Consider the following 17,942-nt stretch of genomic DNA (forward strand, 5'->3'; position numbering starts at 1 on the left):
CTCAAGCGTCCTCGAACAGGGGAACGGCCAGGTCGGGCGCATGGATGCAGACGACCTTGAACAGACCGCCCATCTGCGCCGCTCCGGTCAGGCGATCAAGCTGTCTTGCGAGGATCTGGGCCTGGTCGGGGCGGGCGGCGGCCAGAACCTGGGCCCGGGCCCCGATGCCCAGGGCCTCCAGGAACGCGCCCTGCGGCAGGATCGGGCCCGCGGCGGCCCCGGCCTCGACGGCGGCGGCCAGCACGGCGGGGAAGTCGGCCCAGACGGTCAGGTCGGCCTGGCCGGGCTCGCTCAGGGGCGAGACCTTGGCGTGGGCCTTCAGCGCCTGCAGGGTGTCGCCCGGTCCCGGCGTGTCGCGGCCGTAGTCGATCAGCAGGGCGGCCCCGCCGTCGCGGGCGACCCGGTGGCCGATCTCCGCGCCGAGGGCGGCCTGGGCGGGGGAGGATTCGATGAGGGTTCCGGGTGGAAAGTCCTCCCCCTGTGGGGGAGGTGTCGCCCCTTGGGCGACGGAGGGGGGAGTGTGCGGACTCGGCAGGTTCCCCCCACCGGCCCTGCGGGCCGCCTCCCCCACGGGGGGAGGACCTAGCGCTCTCAGCCCGAACGCCAGTTGCCCCGCCTCATCCAGCCCCACCACCCGTTCCGCCCAGCCGCCCTCGGTCCGCACGAACTGGCGAGCCGGCAGGCAGTCGAGCACCTCGTTGGCGACCAGCAGCAGCGGCGCCCCGTCCGGCACGGCCTCCAGCCGGTCGGCCCAGCGCGGCGTCGGCGCCGCGCCTTCCAGCCGCGCGGCCTGAAGCGCGCGCAACGGCGCCGACACCTCGACCAGCCACAGGTCGGCGGCCTCGATGAAGTCCGGCAGCAGCCTGGCGGCCCGCAGGATGTCGCTGATCAGGGTTCCGTCGCCAGGGCCCATCTCGACCAGCCGCACCGGCGAGGGCCGGCCCATGCGGGTCCAGGTCTCCAGCAGCCACAGGCCGATCAGCTCGCCGAACATCTGGCTGACGCCCGGCGCGGTCAGGAAGTCGCCGCCCGCGCCCAGCGCGGGGCGAGTGGCGTAATAGCCGTCGCGAGGGTCGTGCAGGCAGCGGGTGAAATATTCGGCGACGCTGATCGGGCCGTCCTGGGCGATCTGCGCCCTCAGGCGGTCAAGCAGGCTCATGGTCTTCCGCGAGCGGAGCGGGAACCGGCTCGCGCAGGGCCTTCCACAGCAGCCAGGCGCCGACCAGCAGCATCGGGATCGACAGCATCATCCCCATGGTCAGGCCGAACGGGAAGTCGGGCATGCCGTGGTCGGGGTTGCGGACGTTCTCCAGCGCCGCCCGGAACAGGCCGTAGCCCAGCAGGAAGGTCCCCACCAGCGCGCCGCGCCGTTGCAGCCATTTCAGGCGATGGACCGCGAAGCTCAGGATCAGGAACAGCAGCACCCCCTCCAGCGCCGCCTCATAGAGCTGGCTGGGATGGCGCGGAAGCGGACCGGCCGGGCAGATCCCACCGTTGGCCTTCTGGATCGTGGCGTTGCAGAACACCATGCCCCACGGATGGTCGGTGATCCGGCCCCACAGCTCGCCGTTGATGAAGTTGGCGCAGCGACCGAAGAACAGGCCGATCGGCGCGACCGGGGCCACCAGGTCGCCCAGCTTGAGGATGTCGATCCGGTTGCGGCGGGCGAACAGCAGGATCGCGGCGCAGACGCCCAGGAACCCGCCGTGGAAGGACATGCCGCCCTCCCAGACCTTGAACACGTCCATCGGGTTGTCGGCCAGGTTGGCCCGCTGGTCGGCGTTGAGCAGCATGTAGAACAGCACGTAGCCGATCCGGCCGCCCAGGATGATGCCCAGGGTGATCCACAGCACCAGATCGTCGATCTGCAGCGGCGTGGCGGCGGGCTTGCGGCCGCCCCACAGCTTGGCGTCGCGCGCCAGGACGACGGCGTAGCGCCAGCCCAGCAGGATGCCGGCCACATAGGCCAGGGCGTACCAGCGCAGGGCCAGAGGCCCCCATTGCAGCGCCCACGGGCCGATATGGACGATGGGGTCGATGTCGGGAAAGATCACGCCGAACGGCTCCTGGCGGACAGAGGCAGGAACCTCTAGCGCGTTCCTCCTTCGCTTTCATCTCCCGTTTCCCATATAAGGGCTCGCCTCCCATCGCCGCGCCCCTGGAATCTCGATGCACAGCCAAAACCCCTTTCTCGACGAATTCGCCAAGCTGACCCAGGCCGCCATGGGCATCGCCCAGACCGCCGGCGAGGAAGCCAAGACCGCGATGCGGGCCCAGGCCGACCGGCTGGCCGCCGAATTCGACCTGATCCGCCGCGACGATTTCGAGGCCCTGAAGGCCGAGGTCGCGGCGCTTCGCGAGGAAGTCGCGGCCCTGAAGGCCAAGAAAACCGCGGCCAAGCCGGTGTCTCCCAAAGGCGACGAAGCGGCCAAATAGGCGAGTTTCGTTTCCCGTTCGACGTGAAGGCGGTTGTGACGCCGCCCGCGAAGCAGCTTAGAGTCCCTCGAGTGGGTGATTTGAACGGGTCCCACCGACCCGTTTTCCCCCGGGGGCCAAAGGTTCTTATGGACACCCAACCCGAAGAAGACGACGTCCTGCTGGCGATGGATCCCCTGGAGGTCGTCGAGCACGTCCTGGCGGCCGAGAACCTGACCTTCGACCGCACCGAGGACGGCGACCTGGCCTTCGCCCTGACCGGCGACTGGAAGGATTACGAGCTGTGGTTCGCGTGGCGGCCCGAGGCCGACTGCCTGCAGCTGTGCCTGTCGCTGGACCTGCGCGCCAGCAAGACCAAACGCCCCAGCGCCTATGAGCTGCTGTCGATGATCAACCAGCGCGTCTGGCTGGGCCATTTCGAAGTCTGGACCGAGGATGGCGAAGTGGTGTTCCGCCACGCCCTGGCCCTGCCGGCCGGCGAACGCCCGACCATGGCCCAGGCCGCCTCGATGATCGACGCGGCGGTGGAAGCCGCCGACCGCTTCTACCCGGCCTTCGATTTCCTGCTGCACAGCGCCAAGACCCCGGACGAGGCGATGGCCGCCTGCATGTTCGAAACGGTGGGCCAGGCTTAAAAAATTACTGCCGCGATCCTTCTGGTTGTCATCCGGCCGTAGCGAAGCGAAGAGCCGGGACCCAGGGGCCGTGCGCATCGCCCCTGGGTCCCGGACAGCCTCTGCGAGGCTTCCGGGATGACAACGATTAGGGATGCCCTTACCATGACCCCCATCCTCCTCCTCGGCGCCGGACGCATGGGCGGGGCCCTGATCGCGGGCTGGCGCGAGGCCGGGGCCTTCGCCGCCGCCGACCTGATCATCCGCGACCCCCATGCCGACCCCGCCGCCTTTCCCGGCGCGGTGGTCAATCCGCCGTTGGAGGCCCTGGCCGCCGCCAGGACCGTGCTGCTGGCCGTCAAGCCGCAGATCTGGCGCGAGGCGGCGGCTGACGTCGTTCCGCACCTGGCCCCCGACGCCGTCATCGTCTCGATCGCCGCCGGGGTGCGCGCCGCCGACATTTCCGAGGTGTTCGGCGGTCGCCGCGTGGTCCGGGTGATGCCGACCACCGCCGTGGCCATCGGCCTGGGCACGGCCAGCATTTATGCCGACACGGCGGAGGCGAGGGCCCGCGCCCACGCCCTGCTCGCGCCCGTCGCCACGGTGGTCGATCTCGACGACGAGGCGCTGATGCACGCGGCGACTGCCGTCTCGGGTTCGGCCCCGGCCTATCTCTACGCCTTCATCGAGGCGCTGGAGGCGGCCGGGGCCGGCCAGGGCCTGGACCCCGCCGCCTCGGCCACCCTGGCCCGCGCCACCATCGTCGGCGCCGCCGCCCTGCTGGGGCAGGGCGGGGAGGAGCCGGCCGAGCTGCGCAGGCAGGTGACCTCGCCGGGCGGCACCACGGCGGCGGCCCTGGCGGTGCTGATGGGCGAGGGCGGTTTCGGCGACCTGTTGCCCCGGGCGATGGCGGCGGCGGTCCGGCGCTCGAAGGAGCTGGGGGCGTAGCCGCAAGGTCCTCCCCCCGTGGGGGAGGCGGTCGCGCAGCGACCGGTGGGGGGAGCGTTCGGGCTGGGGCAAGCGCGTCGCCATTTGCAGAGACTCCCCCCACCGTCGGCTTCGCCGACACCTCCCCCACAGGGGGAGGACCTTAGAAAGTGGCGGCCTCCCTCTCCCCATGGGAGAGGGTGCTTGCTTCGCTCCCCTCAACCCGCCATCTGAACAAGCATGACCGCCGCCGAAGACATCCTCGATCGCGCCGCCGCCGCGGCCCTGGCCCTGGCCGCCGACCGGCCGTGGACGCAGGTTTCCCTGCGTGACATCGCCGTGAAGGCCGAGATCCCGTTCGCCGAGCTCTACGCCCGGGCCGACGGCAAGGCCGCGGTGCTGAACCACCTGGCGACGCGCTTCGACCGCGCCGCGCTGGGCACGGCTTCGGCTGAAGACGCGGCCATCCACGACCGCCTGTTCGATGCCGCCATGGCCCGGATCGAGGCGATGGAGCCGCACCGCCCCGCCCTGATCGCCATCAGTCGCTCCGAGAGCCTGGTCATTTCGGCGTTGCGGTTCCCCAGGACCGCCCGCGCCATCCTGGAAGCGGCCGGAGTCGACGCCACCCCCGCCCGCCTGACGGCGATGACGGCGGTCTGGGCCCGGACCCTGCAGGTCTGGCGCGACGACGAAGGGGCGCTGAACCGCACCATGGCCGAGCTGGACAAGCGCCTGAAGCAGCTGGCTTCGGGCCTGGAGAAGGTCGGGGCGGGGCTTTCCTGATCGAGAACAAACTTCACCTTGTGCGGGAAAGCCGTCATCCTGGTTGAGATCCAACTTGGGGTGGCGAAATGCAGGGCGGGAAATTCATCCGGGGATTGGGCGGAGCGATACTGATCGCCGCTTTACTGTCAGGCGCGCCGGCCACGGCATCATCGACCGGGGCCGGTCATATCAGCGTTGTCCAGGTGCTGAGCAACGGCGTCGTGCTGTTCAATCACGACGGCGACAGGACGACCCTCCCCGGCTGCGCTACGAACCTGGGGCGTTGGACGTTCGACGGGGCCACCCCGGCCGGCCAGGCCAAGCTGGCCGTGCTGATGTCGGCCTATGGCTTGAACAAGCGTATCGTCGTCGCCGGACTGGGCGCTTGCAACGAGACGTCCGGCATCGAGAGCATGAACAATTTCTATCTCACCGACTGAGCCGGCGTCGCGATCCCGGAGCTCCCCCCGCGCCGCCATGGAGCGGTCCCGACGACGGGACAAAAAGCCCGCCGGGATCGCTCCCGGCGGGCTTCTTCGTTCAGGCTCGAGCCCGACCTAGCTCTTGGTGGTGTTGGTCGGCAGCTTGCAGCCGCCGCCCACGCCCTTGGCCTGGAGGCAGGACATGACTTCCTTGGGGTTGGTCGAGCCGGCGCCCAGCGGATAGGCGATGACCCAGCCCGGCAGGCCGTCGGAACAGGCGACCTCGACATAGCCGTCGGTGGCGGTCTGACCGATGACCCGCGAACCGGAAACCGTGCAGCTGCCCTTGCCGAGCGACTTCAGGTTGGCCGTCAGGCGCGGATAGACCGCGTCGGCCTTGGTGAAGCTGCAGCGGTAGCCGTTGATCTCCGAGGCCACGCAGTCATAGACGTGGTTTTCGGTGGCCGAGAACACGCCGATGCCGCCGTCCGGACGGTTGGAGCACTTCAGCTCGACGATTTCCTTGCGGTTGTCCTGGCTGGGCAGCATGCCGTACTTTTCGACCTTGCAGTCGAAGCCGGCCTTGGTGGCCAGCTTGGTGTACAGGCCGGCCTGCTCGGTCTGGGCCGCGACGCTGTCGGTCAGGGTGCAGCCGCCGCCGACGAAGCTGGCCTGGGCGCAGTCGATCGTCTTGGCCAGGGCGCCGCTCGTGGCGGTCTGTTGCAGCATGTAGCCCTTGCCGTCCTGGCAGGCGACTTCGAAATAGTTGTCGGTCTTGGTGCTGAGGACGTAGCGCTTGTCCTTGACCGCGCAGTTCTTGCCCGCGCCGGCCGCCAGGGTGTCGACGATGGCCAGCTGGGTGGCCTTGTCGGTCAGCTTGCAGCTGACATTGCCGCCGTCGTCGTACAGCAGGCAGCTGTTGGCGGTGACGTCCTGGTCCACGGTGACCGGGGTGGCGGTGGTCAGGATGTAGCCGGTGCCGCCCTTGCAGGCGACTTCGAAATAGCTGTTCTTGGCGCCGGAGCCGATGGCGCGGGCGTTTTCCAGGTCGCAGGGCACGCCGGCCTTCTTGATGTAGGGTAGCAGGCCGGCCTTGGCGTCGAGGTTGGCCGGCAGCGCGCAGGCCAGGCCGCCGGTCTTGCCGTCGGGGCCAGGCGCGCTGCTTTCGAGGCAGGTATAGGCCAGCGGCGCGACGTCCTTCTTGGCCGAGATCGCGAAGCCCATGCCCTGCTGGCAGGCCACTTCGTAATACTTCGTGGCGGTCTTCTTGTCCTCGCCGATGAAGCGGGCGTCGGAGACGGTGCAGGTCAGGCCGGCGGCCGTGACCATGGCCGGCGCGTCTTTCATGCCCGCTTCGCGCGCCTTGGCGTCGACCGCGGCGGGCTTTTCCTTCTCCTTCGGCGCCGAGATCACGGCGGCCGGAATGAGCGCGGCGAGCGCGAGGGCGGCGGTCAAGCCGATCGCGAAGGGCCTCATGGGGGTACGTCTCCTGGGTAAATTTCCTCGCGGCGGACTTAAGGCCCGCTTGCATCGAGGGTCAAGATGTCGTCCGACGGGGGCGCAATCATGACGACGGCCCGGAACACGGGCCGCGACCGGAGGACGCGGGATGCGCGACGGGATCGAAGAGACGCCCACGGATGAGGCGCCGGAGACGCGCCGCCCGCGGCTGGTCTATCCGTTCGAGCAGACGCCGGAGCCCGGTTCGGGCCAGGCGGTCGAGGTCGCGCCCGGCGTGCTGTGGCTGCGCCAGCCGCTGGGCGGCTCGCTGGGCTTCATTAATGTCTGGGCGATCCGGGACGGCGAGGGCTGGGCGGTGGTCGACACCGGCATGCAGACCAAGGAGACCTCGCAGGCCTGGCGGACGGCCTTCGCCCTGGCCCTGGGCGGGGCGCCGGTCACCCGGGTGATCGTCACCCACCTGCATCCCGACCATGTCGGCCTGGCTGGCTGGATCGCCCGCAAGTTCGACGTCCGCCTGTGGATGACCCGGCTGGAATATTTCCAGTGCCGGATGCTGGTGGCCGACACCGGCCGCGAGGCGCCCGAGGACGGGGTGCGGTTCTTCCGGGCCGCCGGCTGGAACGAGGACGGCATCGAGAGCTACCGGACCCGGTTCGGCGGCTTCGGCAAGGCGATCTACCAACTGCCCGACAGCTATCGCCGGATGGTCGACGGCGAGTCCTTCACGATCGGCGACCATGCCTGGCGGGTGGTGACGGGGCAGGGCCATTCGCCCGACCACGCCTGCCTGTGGTGCGAGGACCTGGGCGTGCTGATCTCGGGCGACCAGGTGCTGCCGAAGATCTCGTCGAACGTCTCGGTGTTCCCCACCGAGCCCGACGCCGATCCGCTGACCGACTGGCTGACCTCGCTGGCCAAGGTCAAGGCGACGGTGCCCGACAGCGTGCTGGTGCTGCCGGCCCACAACGACCCGTTCCGGGGGCTGCACGCCCGCATCGACCACCTGATCAACGGCCACGAGCGCGGCCTGGGGCGGTTGCAGGGCAAGCTGGAGGAGCCCCGGCGGGCGGTCGACGTGTTCGGCGCGCTGTTCGCCCGGCCGATCGGGCCGGACCTGCTGGGCATGGCCACCGGCGAGGCCCTGGCCCACCTCAACTGCCTGATCGGGCGGGGGCTGGCGGTGCGCGAGGCCGACGCCGACGGGGTGAACTGGTACCGGGCGGTAGGGTAGAATCCACGCCGAGCGGGTTGAGGGTAGGCCCTTCTGCAAGGGGCGTTCTTGATCTATGGTTGTGTGATCGGAAACGTCACGAGGTCAGGTCATGAAGCCCGCGCTTTTCGTTATCGGCGTCGCGATGGCGCTGTCCTCGGCCCCGGCCATGGCCGACAACGGCCAGGTTTTCGACTTCGCCAGCCAATTGCGCGCCTATTCCTCCAGCCTCCCGCGAGACGACGCCAAGCAGTGCTTCAATGGCAAGTTCATCGCCGGGGCAAACCGTTCCGGTGAGAAGACACTCTACATCCAGGCGGCCCAGGGCGGGATCTACCGGCTGCAACTGGCTGACGGCTGCGCCGCCCTGAATTCCGCCGAGAAGGTTTCGGTGCGGGCGAATGGCAGCGACGTGGTGTGCCTGGGCGAGAGAGCCGAAATGGTCGCGCAGACGGCGACGGGCGCCAAGCGTTGCCAGGTTGCCGACGTACGCCGGCTGACGTCCGGCGAACGGTCGGCGCTCTCGACGGCGACTCGGCGATAGCCTCGACACGGCGTCGCGCCAAGCGTCACGCCGAGGTCAGCTCCCTAGGGTCTTCACGCTCGAGTTCCGCGCCCGGCGCCCCGGCCCATCGCGGTCGGAACCGTGAATCCGCGGAAAGAGCGCGGTAGAAAAACAATCGTTTGATATTTCGTGCGCGAACCATATTGTCGCGTCATGACCACGCCTCCCGACCGCCGCCTGGTGTTCCTGCTCAACGTCGCCCACCGACGGGTGCAGCGCTATGTCGAGGCCAAGATGGCCGCCAAGGGCGGGCTGACCGCCGCCCAGTCCGGGGCCCTGTTCGTGCTGGGCCAGGGCGACGGGACGCTGATCGGCGAGGCGGCCGAGGCCCTGGACCTGGCCCCCTCGGCCATGACCGGCCTGATCGACCGCATGGCCCGCGCCGAGCTGGTCGAGCGCCGCCCCGACCCCAAGGACGGCCGCGCCCTGCGCCTCTACCTGACCGACAAGGGCCGCGAGGCCCGCGAGGACGCCAAGGCCGGCGTCGAAGGCCTCAACGCCCACCTCACCGAGGGCTTCACGGACGACGAGATCGCCGTGGTGTCCCGCTGGCTGTCCAGCCTGCAATCGAAATTCCCCAAAGGAGATCCCGCATGACCGAACATGTCCAGGTCGTCGTCGAAGCCGGCGTCATGACCATCACCCTGGCTCGTCCGGACAAGAAGAACGCGCTGAGCAACACCATGTACGGCGTGCTGGCCGACAGCCTGGAGCGGGCCGAGGCCGATCCCGCGATCCGGGTGGTGGTGTTCCAGGGCGACGGCGACAGCTTCAGCTCCGGCAACGACTTGAAGGACTTCACCGCCCAGGCCACCGGCGCCTTCGAGGGCGAGCGCCACGTGATGCGGTTCCTGAAGAACCTGGCCAAGGCCACCCGGCCGCTGGTCGCCGCCGTCCAGGGCCAGGCCGTGGGCGTCGGCACGACCATGCTGCTGCACTGCGACCTGGTGTTCACCAGCCCCGACGCCAGACTGACCGTGCCGTTCGTCAACCTGGCCCTGTCGCCCGAAGCCGCTTCCAGCCTGCTGCTGCCGTCGCGCATCGGCCACGCCCGCGCCTACGCCATGTTCGCCCTCGGCGAAGCGGTGGACGGGACCACGGCCGTCGCCTGGGGCATCGCCAACGCGGTCGTGCCGCTGGAGGAGCTCCGCGCCCGGGCCCGCGCCGCCGCCGACCAGCTGGCCAAGCGTCCGCTGGGCGCCCTGACCGTCACCAAGCGGCTGATGCGCGACGCCGAGGCGATCTCGGCCCTGATGGACAAGGAAGGCGAGCTGTTCGCCCAGCGCCTGCAGACCGCCGAGGCTCGCGAGGCCTTCATGGCCTTCGCCGAGCGCCGGGCCCCGGACTTCAGCAAGGTCGGCTGAGGTCATGCTGGCCGTGCTCCTGGCGGCGACGCTGCTGGCCTTGGCGGGGATCCATCTCTACTGGGCGTTCGGCGGCCGCTGGCCTGGCCACGACGAGGCCTCCATGGTCGAGCACGTGGTCGGGCGCACCCGCGGCATGCGGGCCCCGAGCCTGTTGTCCGGCCTTGTCGTGGCCCTGGCCCTGGCGACCGGCGGGGCGCTGGTCCTGGCGACCCTGGCGCCGACCGCCTGGGACGGCTGGCCGAAGGCCGCGCGCTGGGTGCTCTTCGCGGTGTTCGCCGGGCGCGGCCTGGTGACCTATGCGCCGCCGGTCTTCCGCTATGCCGAGGGCACGCCGTTCGCGACCCTCAACCGTCGCGCCTACGGACCGCTATGCCTGGCCATCGCCCTGGGGATTCTGGTCCTGCAGCTGTAGCGTCGATCACAACGAGAAAAGTCTGGGAGAAACCTCATGGCCGACCGCATCAAATCGCCCTTCGGGGCCTATACGCCAGCCCGCGACGTGGTCGCCGGCCATGACCTGACCGGCAAGGTCGCCATCGTCACCGGCGGGGCCACCGGCATCGGCGTCGAGACCGCCCGGGCCCTGGCCGAGGCTGGGGCCGAGGTGGTGATCGCCGTCCGCAAACCCGACCTGGCCGAAGCCGCCGTCGCCGACATCGCCAGGACGGCCAAGGGTAAGGTCAGCTGGTCGATGCTCGACCTTTCCAGCTTCAAGTCGATCCGCGCCTTCGCGCAGCGCTGGGGCGACCGGCCGCTGAACCTGCTGATCAACAACGCCGGCGTCATGGCCTGCCCGCTCGCCTATACCGAGGACGGGCTGGAGATGCAGATCGGCACGAACCACTTCGGCCACTTCCTGCTGTCGGTGCTGCTGGCGCCGAACCTGGTCGCCGCCGCCAAGGCGTCCGGAAAGTCGTCGCGCGTGGTGTCGCTGTCGTCGATCGGCCACCGCCGAAGCCCGATGAATTTCGACGACCCGAACTTCCGGAACCGGCCCTACGACAAGTGGGAAAGCTATGGCCAGGCCAAGACCGCCAACGCCCTGTTCGCGGTCGGCTTCAACGCGCGGTTCAAGGGCTTGGCGGAGGATGGGGGCGTGTTCGCCAACGCCGTCATGCCCGGCGGCATCATGACCCCGCTGCAACGTCACCTGCCGATCGAGGAGCAGCGGGCGCTGGGCTGGATCGACGAGAACGGCAAGGTGCGCGACGGCTTCAAGACGCCCGAGCAGGGCGCCTCGACCAGCGTCTGGGCGGCGGTCGGCGATGAACTGGAAGGCGTCGGCGGCCTCTATCTGGAAGACCTGGCCCAGGCCGCGCCCTGGACCAAGGAGGCCGGATGGTCCGGCGTCATGCCCTACGCGCTCGATCCCGAACAGGCCGACCGGCTGTGGGCGCTGTCGGTCGAGACCACCGGGGCCTGAAATCCTCGCCCTTCGACAGGCTCAGGGTGAGGATTTCTCCTGAACCGGCGTATCACTAGCCCTCATCCTGAGCTTGTCGAAGGACGAGGCCGCCGCCGCCGCCCCCTGCCGGACCCTCTTCAAAGGAGCTTTCCATGAGCCTGAACGGCAAGACCCTGTTCATCACCGGCGCCTCGCGCGGCATCGGCCTGGCCATCGCCCTGCGGGCGGCCCGTGACGGCGCCAACATCGTGATCGCCGCCAAGACCGCCGACCCGCACCCCAAGCTGCCCGGCACCATCTACACCGCCGCCGCCGAGATCGAGGCGGCCGGCGGCAAGGCCCTGCCGCTGATCGTCGACGTGCGCGAGGAAGCCAGCGTCCAGGCCGCCGTCGACAAGGCCGTGGAAACGTTCGGCGGCATCGATATCTGCGTCAACAACGCCTCGGCGATCTCGCTCACCGGCACGCTGTCGACCGACATGAAGCGCTACGACCTGATGCACCAGATCAACGGGCGCGGCACGTTCCTGACCTCGAGGATCTGCCTGCCGCACCTGAAGAAGGCGGCCAATCCGCACGTTCTGGCCCTGTCGCCGCCGCTGGACATCAAGCCGCGCTGGTTCGCGCCGCACGTCGCCTATTCGATGGCCAAGTACAATATGAGCCTGTGCATGCTGGGCATGGCCGAGGAGTTCCGGGCCGACGGCGTGGCCTTCAACGCCCTGTGGCCGCGCACCGCCATCGCCACCGCCGCCATCCAGTTCGCCCTGGCCGGCGCGGAGGGCCTCAAGCACTGCCGCACGGTCGAGATCATGGCCGACGCGGCCCACGCCATGTTCCTCAAGCCCTCGCGTGAGTTCACCAGCCAGTTCGTGATCGACGACACGTTCCTGTACGGCGAGGGCGTGCGCGACTTCGACCAGTACCGGGTGGACCCGACCGCGACCCTGATGCCGGACTTCTTCGTGCCGGAGGACAGCGTCCCGCCGCCGGGAGTGGTGATCGGGTAGGTTCCAAGTTCGCAAATAGCGAACTTTTTTACACGTCGCACTCATCGTGTTAAAAAAAACGCGATCCTTTAACATGAGGAATGCGACGTGTTAAAGTCGATCTACACCATTCCCGCTTTGCCGCCGACGGCAGAACTCGAAACCGTGGCGGTGCTTCGTGAAGCCGCGCGGGCTCACCGCTACTTGGCGGAATTGAAGGGGCGGGCCACGGCTATCCCCAACCAGGGCATCTTGATCGACACCCTGTCGCTCCAGGAGGCGCGGGCGAGTTCGGAAATCGAGAACATCGTCACGACCCAGGACGAGATGTTCCAGGCAACGCTCTTTCCCGACAGTCCCGATGGCGGGCCGGCCAAAGAAGTCGCGCTTTATCGCGACGCATTGAAGCGCGGCTACGACCGGCTCGCCGAAACTCAGGGCCTGCTGACCAACAACACGATCATCGAGATGTTCCAGGTGCTCAAGCGCACCACAGGCGAGTTCCGGGCGACGCCGGGAACGGCGCTACGCAACGACGCGTCTGGCGAGATCGTCTATGTGCCGCCACAGGATCGCGCCGCGATCGTCAAACACATGACGGCGCTGGAGCGCTTCCTGAACGACGAAGCCGACAGTGACTTGGATCCGTTGATAAAAATGGCCCTGATCCATCATCAGTTCGAGAGTATCCATCCATTTCCTGATGGTAACGGCCGGATCGGGCGCATCCTGAACGTTCTCTACCTGACCAAGGTCGGCTTGCTCGACATTCCGATCCTGTATCTCAGTCGCTACATCAACGCGCACAAGGCCGAATACTACCGTCTACTGCAGGCCGTGCGGGACGACGGACAGTGGGAGGAATGGCTGCTCTACATGCTGCGGGCCGTGGCGGAGACCGCGCGGCAAACCCTGGAATTGGTCCAAGGCGTGGGCGAACTGATGGCTGAATATAAACGGCTCATTCGAACGAACCACGCGCGAATCTATTCGCAGGACCTGCTCAACAACCTGTTCCGTCACCCGTATACGCGCATTGATTTCGTTCTGAAGGAACTGGGTGTCGTCCGGCAGACGGCCGCCAGTTACCTGGACGAGCTGGCGGCGGCGGGGTTGCTGGAGAAACACAGCCAAGGCCGCAACAACTATTACGTCAACAAGCCGCTGGTTGGGCTTCTGTTGCGGATGTCCGATGCGAAAGGCGCGCGATAGCTATCTTCGCATCTTCCGCGCCGCCGCCACCGCGATCGAGCGCCGGGCCCATTCCACCAGCTGATCAGGCTCGTCCAGCGCCTCGGCTGGGGCCGACCAGTAGGCCATGGGCTTGGCGTCGGCGAACGGGCAGAAGGGATGGCTGCCGGCCGCCACGAAGTCCGGCCGCAGGGCCTCGTCGCCCTTGAGGTAGAGCGTGTCGTCGTCGATCACGGCGAAGAACAGGCCTTGGGCGTAGAGCCCGACTCCGCCGAACATCTTGCGCGAGGTCAGCGGTCCGACCGGGGCCAGCTGTTCGAGCACGAAATCCAGATAGTCCGAAGAGACCGCCATGCCCGTCACCACCAAAGTCACTGTTAGGCCCGCCGTCCCGACCGACAGCGCCCTGATCTATCAGTTCGTTCGCGACCTGGCGGAATACGAAAAACTGCTCGACGCGGTCGAGGCGACGGAAAACGACATGACCGCCGCGCTGTTTGGCGAAAATCCGCGCGCCTTCTGCGACATCGCCGAGCTCGACGGCCAGCCGGTGGGGTTCGCCCTGTGGTTCTACAACTACTCGACCTTCGTCGGCCGGCACGGGATCTATCTGGAGGACCTGTTCGTGCGGCCCTCGGCGCGGGGCAGCGGGGCCGGCAAGGCGCTGCTGGCGGGCCTGGCGCGGCGCTGCGTCGACGAGAAGCTGGGCCGGCTGGAATGGGCCGTGCTCGACTGGAACGCCCCGTCGATCGCCTTCTATGACAGCCTCGGGGCGGCGGCGCTGGACGACTGGATCGTGCGGCGGATGACGGGGGAGGCGTTGGCGAGGCTGGCCAACAGCTGACATCCAAAAACGGTTGTCATCCCGGACAAGGCCCACAGGGCCGCCGATCCGGGACCGACGCGTGAGCGCCGCGCTTCCGGCGGTCCCGGGTCTTCGCTTCGCTACGCCCGGGATGACAACCGTTTTTTGAGCGGACCTTTCAGGCCTACTCCAGCCGGTCCGCCTTGCGCAGCGCCGGGAACATCCGCGCCCAGGCCCCGGTGACGATCAGCGCCCCGACCCCACCGAACACCGCCGCACCCACGGGGCCGAGGAACCGCGCCGCGACGCCGCTCTCGAACTCGCCCAGCTCGTTGGAGGCGCTGATGAACAGGCCCGAGACGGCGGCGACGCGGCCGCGCATCGGGTCGGGGGTGACCAATTGCACCAGGGTCTGGCGGATATAGACCGAGACCATGTCGGCCGCGCCCAGCACGGCCAGCGCGCCGACCGACAGCCAGACCAGCTTGGACAGGCCAAAGACGATGGTGGCGATCGCGAACACCGCCACGGCGCCGAACATCAGCATCCCGGCCCGCCGGCGGATCTGGTGGCTGGCCAGATAGACCGCCACCAGGGTCGCGCCCACGGCCGGGGCGGCGCGCAGCATGCCGAAGCCGTCGGGGCCCACGTGCAGCACGTCGCGGGCGAACACCGGCAGCAGGGCCGTGGCCCCGCCCAGCAGCACGGCGAACAGGTCCAGCGAGATCGAGCCGAAGACGATCTTGTTGCGCCAGGTATAGACCAGGCCCTCCTTGATCAGGGTCCAGCGCGAGCCCGGTTGCACCACCGGCTTGGTCGAGCCCCTGATGCCCAGCAGCAGCAGGCCGGCGACCAGGAACAGGACGACCGAGGTCCCGAAGGCCGTGGCCGTCGAGACGGCGATCAGCAGGCCGCCCAGAGCCGGGCCGATGATCGAGGCGCTCTGCCACGACAGCGAGTTCCAGGCGATGGCGCGCGGCAACAGCGGGCGGGGCACCAGCATCGGGCCCATGGCGCTGGAGGCCGGCGACAGGAAGGCGCGGCCCGCACCGAACAGCACGGCGATGGCGAAGATCGGCCACAGCGCCGTGTGCCCCGACCAGGCTAGCAGGCCCAGGCCCGCGGCGCAGAGGATGTCGACCCCGATGGCGGCGGTCATGATCGCCTTGCGGTCGTGGCGGTCGGCGGTCTCGCCGGCGGTCAGGGCCAGGAAGAACAGCGGGATGAACTGGGCCAGGCCGACCATGCCCAGCAGGAAGGCCCCCTGGCCCTCGCTGTGGCCGGTCTCGCGGGCCAGCACATAGACCTGCCAGCCGATCGTCACCCCCTGGATCTGCACCGCCAGGGTGGAGACGAAGCGCGCGGCCCAGAAGAACAGGAAGTCGTTCTGCCTGAGCAGGGCGCGCATCGAGGTGTCCGGCGTCTCGACGGCGGACGGGACGGAGTCGGGGTCGGGGGGAAGGTCGGTCATCGGGGCGGGACCATGTCCTCCACCGAGCGCTGCCGCAATCGCGTTTCTCTTATGCGAGCGTTGAATTTATTGACGCAGCGCGCCCCAGGCCCTATTTCGCGCCCCTCTGGAAACAAGGGATGCGCCGCCGATGCGACGCCTGCGACGAACCTGCGCCGCGCGGACCGGAGTCCGCGACTAACCGCCCTGGTGTCGGCGGCCGTCTCGGCCGCGTCACGAACCGGGGCTATGCCCCCTTTCGTGTCCGGATATCCCAAGTTCATGCCGTCTTCCGTCCTGCCTCAACCCGTCCCGCCGTCCGTTCTCGTCGAACGGCCCGAGCACGCCCGCGCCGTCGAGGTGCTGGTCGACCGCGCCTTCGGCCCCGGCCGCTTCGCCAAGTCGTCGGAGCGCCTGCGCGAGGGCGCCCGCAAGCTGGACGACTGCTCGTTCGTCGCCCTCAGCGATGGCCGGGTGATCGGCAGCGTCCGCCTGTGGCCGGTCAGCGTGGGCGGCCAGCCCGTCGCCTTCCTGGGCCCGCTGGCGGTCGACGCCACCGAGCGCAGCCACGGCCTGGGGCAGGCCCTGGTCGAGGCCGCCTGCGCCGCGGCGACCAGGGCGGGATGGCGCGCGGTGCTGCTGGTCGGCGACGCGCCCTATTTCGGCCGGATCGGCTTCTCGGCCGGACCGGCGGCCCAGGCGACCATGCCCGGTCCCGCCGACCAGCGCCGGGTGCTGGTCAAGGCGCTGGTCGAGGGCGGCGACGCGGGCCTGGTGGGACCGATCCTGAAGGGGTGACGGCCCCAAAGCCTCCCCCTGTGGGGGAGGTGTCGGCGTAGCCGACGGTGGGGGGAGTGGTCGGCAGGCGACCAGATCTACGATCATTGATCGTAAAACTCCCCCCCCACCGATCGCTGCGCGATCGCCTCCCCCACAGGGGGAGGGCGAGCCACCGCTTGAGCCGGCGACCGGCTTGCCCTACCTGAAGCCCATGACCGCCGATCCCGCCCCTTCCGGCCTCGCAGGCGTCACCGCCGCGGCAAAGACCGCCGGCGAACGCGGCCTGCCGCCGGTGCACCTGTGGCATCCGGAGCATTGCGGCGAGATCGACATCCGCATCCGCAAGGACGGGGTGTGGTTCCACGAGGGCACGCCGATCGGCCGCGAGGCGCTGGTGCGCCTGTTCTCGACCGTGCTGCGGCTGGACCCCGACGGCTACCACCTGGTCACCCCGGTCGAGAAGCTGCGGATCCAGGTCGAGGACGCGCCGTTCATCGCCACGCGCGTGGATCAGGATGGAGACGTCCTGCGCTTCGAGACCAATGTCGGCGACGTGGTCGAGGCGGGGCCCGACAACGCCATCCGCGTCGAGACCGACGCCGCGAGCGGCGAGCCGCGACCCTATCTGCACGTCCGGCGCGGCCTGGAGGCCCTGATCGCCCGGCCGGTGTTCTACGAACTGGTCGAGCTGGCCGCCGAGCGCGACACCCCCGAGGGGCCACGCCTGGGCGTCGCCTCGAACGGGGCCTGGTTCCCGATCGCTCCGGCGGGGGCGCACCGATGAGCCTGACCCGTGACCAGCGCCGCGCCTGGATCGCCAGCCGCCTGGACCCGATCGGCGAGTACGACCCCAGCCTCGACGCCGCGCGCTCGGACTACGACCTCAATCCCGGCATGCGGCCCGACAATCCCCACGCCCTGCGCCCGGCCGCCGTGCTGGTCGGGCTGGTCGAGCATGACGACGGCATGACGGTGCTGCTGACCCGCCGCGCCGACACCCTGCGCAGCCACACCGGCCAGATCGCCTTCCCCGGCGGTCGCTGCGACCCGGGCGAGACACCGTGGGAGACCGCCCTGCGCGAGGCCCAGGAAGAGGTGAACCTGGACCCGTCGTTCGTCACCCTGGCCGGCCTGCTGCACGGCTACCGCACGGTGACCGGTTTCCACGTCACCCCGGTGGTCGGCTTCATCGACCCGGCCGCCACCTTCGAGGCCAGCCCCGACGAGGTGGCCGACGTGTTCGAGACGCCGTTCTCGTTCCTGATGGACCCGGGCAACCACCAGCGCCAGCATCGCGACCTGCCGGACGGCGAGCGGCGGTTCTTCTACGCCATGCCGTGGAACGAGCGTTTCATTTGGGGCGCGACAGCGGGCATGTTGCGGGCGCTTTATGAGCGGCTGCATGGCGAAGAGGCCGTCGCCTGAGCGTCGCCGTCCTGTGGGATGCTCGATCAACAGATTGCGGGCCGGTCCGGCTTGCTGGTTTGAAATATTCGTTTGAAATGCGTGACCCCGCGCAGACGGGGGGCGTGGCGTGTACGGGGGAATG

General features: G+C 69.1%; 22 protein-coding genes. 17 read left to right on the forward strand and 5 right to left on the reverse strand.

All coding sequences use genetic code 11. The annotated features are described in order from the left end of the window. Position 1: 1 nt before the first annotated feature. Together ASD79_RS02765 and lgt are read right to left on the reverse strand one after the other, a co-directional pair. Positions 2-1,159, reverse strand: coding sequence for a class I SAM-dependent methyltransferase (locus tag ASD79_RS02765; RefSeq protein WP_056719509.1), 1,158 nt, complete (start codon positions 1,157-1,159; stop codon positions 2-4). Further along, entirely contained in the window at positions 1,146-2,054 is a 909-nt protein-coding gene (lgt, locus tag ASD79_RS02770; protein ID WP_056719510.1) for a prolipoprotein diacylglyceryl transferase, read from the reverse strand. The genes ASD79_RS02765 and lgt overlap by 14 nt, the downstream gene beginning before the upstream one ends. A 115-nt stretch (positions 2,055-2,169) precedes the next feature. Here lgt and ASD79_RS02775 point away from each other — a divergent pair, with 115 nt between their 5' ends. The 5 genes from ASD79_RS02775 to ASD79_RS02795 all read left to right on the forward strand — a co-directional run bounded on the left by ASD79_RS02775 (position 2,170) and on the right by ASD79_RS02795 (position 5,185). Beyond that, positions 2,170-2,436 carry an accessory factor UbiK family protein gene (locus tag ASD79_RS02775; protein ID WP_007666239.1) on the forward strand — a complete coding sequence of 89 codons (267 nt, stop codon included), beginning with the start codon at positions 2,170-2,172 and terminating at the stop codon, positions 2,434-2,436. A 128-nt stretch (positions 2,437-2,564) separates the two neighbouring features. Beyond that, entirely contained in the window at positions 2,565-3,071 is a 507-nt protein-coding gene (locus ASD79_RS02780) for a YbjN domain-containing protein (protein WP_007666236.1), read from the forward strand. A gap of 144 nt (positions 3,072-3,215) precedes the next feature. Continuing rightward, positions 3,216-3,998, forward strand: a complete 783-nt coding sequence (gene proC, locus ASD79_RS02785) for a pyrroline-5-carboxylate reductase (protein WP_056719511.1) — start codon at positions 3,216-3,218, stop codon at positions 3,996-3,998. A 219-nt stretch (positions 3,999-4,217) separates the two neighbouring features. Further along, positions 4,218-4,763, forward strand: a complete 546-nt coding sequence (locus ASD79_RS02790) for a hypothetical protein (RefSeq protein WP_056719512.1) — start codon at positions 4,218-4,220, stop codon at positions 4,761-4,763. 68 nt (positions 4,764-4,831) lie between these two features. Continuing rightward, complete coding sequence (locus ASD79_RS02795; RefSeq protein ID WP_156400330.1) at positions 4,832-5,185, forward strand: hypothetical protein; 354 nt, start codon at positions 4,832-4,834, stop codon at positions 5,183-5,185. A gap of 117 nt (positions 5,186-5,302) precedes the next feature. Here ASD79_RS02795 and ASD79_RS02800 read toward each other — a convergent pair whose 3' ends face one another. Then, on the reverse strand, positions 5,303-6,643 hold the full coding sequence (locus ASD79_RS02800) for a hypothetical protein (protein ID WP_056719514.1): 1,341 nt from the start codon (positions 6,641-6,643) through the stop codon (positions 5,303-5,305). A 133-nt stretch (positions 6,644-6,776) separates the two neighbouring features. On the opposite strand from ASD79_RS02800, the gene ASD79_RS02805 reads away from it, so the two are divergent. The 8 genes from ASD79_RS02805 (at position 6,777) to ASD79_RS02840 (ending at position 13,379) form a co-directional block, all read left to right on the forward strand. Beyond that, positions 6,777-7,862, forward strand: coding sequence for an MBL fold metallo-hydrolase (locus ASD79_RS02805; protein ID WP_056719515.1), 1,086 nt, complete (start codon positions 6,777-6,779; stop codon positions 7,860-7,862). Positions 7,863-7,953: 91 nt separating this feature from the next. Further along, positions 7,954-8,385 carry a DUF6491 family protein gene (locus tag ASD79_RS02810; protein WP_056719516.1) on the forward strand — a complete coding sequence of 144 codons (432 nt, stop codon included), beginning with the start codon at positions 7,954-7,956 and terminating at the stop codon, positions 8,383-8,385. A gap of 174 nt (positions 8,386-8,559) precedes the next feature. Beyond that, on the forward strand, positions 8,560-9,003 hold the full coding sequence (locus ASD79_RS02815) for a MarR family winged helix-turn-helix transcriptional regulator (RefSeq protein ID WP_056719517.1): 444 nt from the start codon (positions 8,560-8,562) through the stop codon (positions 9,001-9,003). Further along, the gene (locus tag ASD79_RS02820; RefSeq protein WP_056719518.1) at positions 9,000-9,770 is read left to right on the forward strand and encodes an enoyl-CoA hydratase; all 771 of its coding nucleotides are present in this window, start codon (positions 9,000-9,002) and stop codon (positions 9,768-9,770) included. The genes ASD79_RS02815 and ASD79_RS02820 overlap by 4 nt, the downstream gene beginning before the upstream one ends. A gap of 4 nt (positions 9,771-9,774) precedes the next feature. After that, entirely contained in the window at positions 9,775-10,185 is a 411-nt protein-coding gene (locus tag ASD79_RS02825; protein ID WP_056719519.1) for a DUF3995 domain-containing protein, read from the forward strand. Between the two features lie 36 nt (positions 10,186-10,221). Next, entirely contained in the window at positions 10,222-11,196 is a 975-nt protein-coding gene (locus tag ASD79_RS02830) for an SDR family NAD(P)-dependent oxidoreductase (protein ID WP_056719520.1), read from the forward strand. A gap of 134 nt (positions 11,197-11,330) precedes the next feature. After that, entirely contained in the window at positions 11,331-12,188 is an 858-nt protein-coding gene (locus ASD79_RS02835) for an NAD(P)-dependent oxidoreductase (RefSeq protein ID WP_056719521.1), read from the forward strand. Between the two features lie 87 nt (positions 12,189-12,275). After that, entirely contained in the window at positions 12,276-13,379 is a 1,104-nt protein-coding gene (locus tag ASD79_RS02840) for a Fic family protein (protein WP_056719522.1), read from the forward strand. Here the strand turns inward: ASD79_RS02840 and ASD79_RS02845 are convergent, their stop codons facing one another. Continuing rightward, positions 13,380-13,712 (reverse strand): TfoX/Sxy family protein, encoded by a 333-nt coding sequence (locus ASD79_RS02845; protein ID WP_056719523.1) that lies wholly within the window; start codon positions 13,710-13,712, stop codon positions 13,380-13,382. Here ASD79_RS02845 and ASD79_RS02850 point away from each other — a divergent pair. Next, entirely contained in the window at positions 13,711-14,202 is a 492-nt protein-coding gene (locus ASD79_RS02850) for a GNAT family N-acetyltransferase (protein ID WP_056719524.1), read from the forward strand. The genes ASD79_RS02845 and ASD79_RS02850 overlap by 2 nt on opposite strands. A gap of 145 nt (positions 14,203-14,347) precedes the next feature. Here the strand turns inward: ASD79_RS02850 and ASD79_RS02855 are convergent, their stop codons facing one another. Continuing rightward, positions 14,348-15,634 (reverse strand): MFS transporter, encoded by a 1,287-nt coding sequence (locus ASD79_RS02855; protein ID WP_056719525.1) that lies wholly within the window; start codon positions 15,632-15,634, stop codon positions 14,348-14,350. Positions 15,635-15,895: 261 nt separating this feature from the next. Here ASD79_RS02855 and ASD79_RS02860 point away from each other — a divergent pair, with 261 nt between their 5' ends. The 3 genes from ASD79_RS02860 (at position 15,896) to ASD79_RS02870 (ending at position 17,818) form a co-directional block, all read left to right on the forward strand. Then, positions 15,896-16,411, forward strand: a complete 516-nt coding sequence (locus ASD79_RS02860) for a GNAT family N-acetyltransferase (RefSeq protein WP_056719868.1) — start codon at positions 15,896-15,898, stop codon at positions 16,409-16,411. A gap of 193 nt (positions 16,412-16,604) precedes the next feature. Further along, entirely contained in the window at positions 16,605-17,177 is a 573-nt protein-coding gene (locus ASD79_RS02865) for a DUF1285 domain-containing protein (protein WP_056719869.1), read from the forward strand. A 2-nt stretch (positions 17,178-17,179) separates the two neighbouring features. Beyond that, the gene (locus tag ASD79_RS02870; protein ID WP_056719870.1) at positions 17,180-17,818 is read left to right on the forward strand and encodes a CoA pyrophosphatase; all 639 of its coding nucleotides are present in this window, start codon (positions 17,180-17,182) and stop codon (positions 17,816-17,818) included. The last annotated feature ends 124 nt before the right edge of the window (positions 17,819-17,942 follow it).

This window comes from Caulobacter sp. Root655 (assembly GCF_001427665.1).
In the GTDB taxonomy this organism is placed as follows: domain Bacteria; phylum Pseudomonadota; class Alphaproteobacteria; order Caulobacterales; family Caulobacteraceae; genus Caulobacter.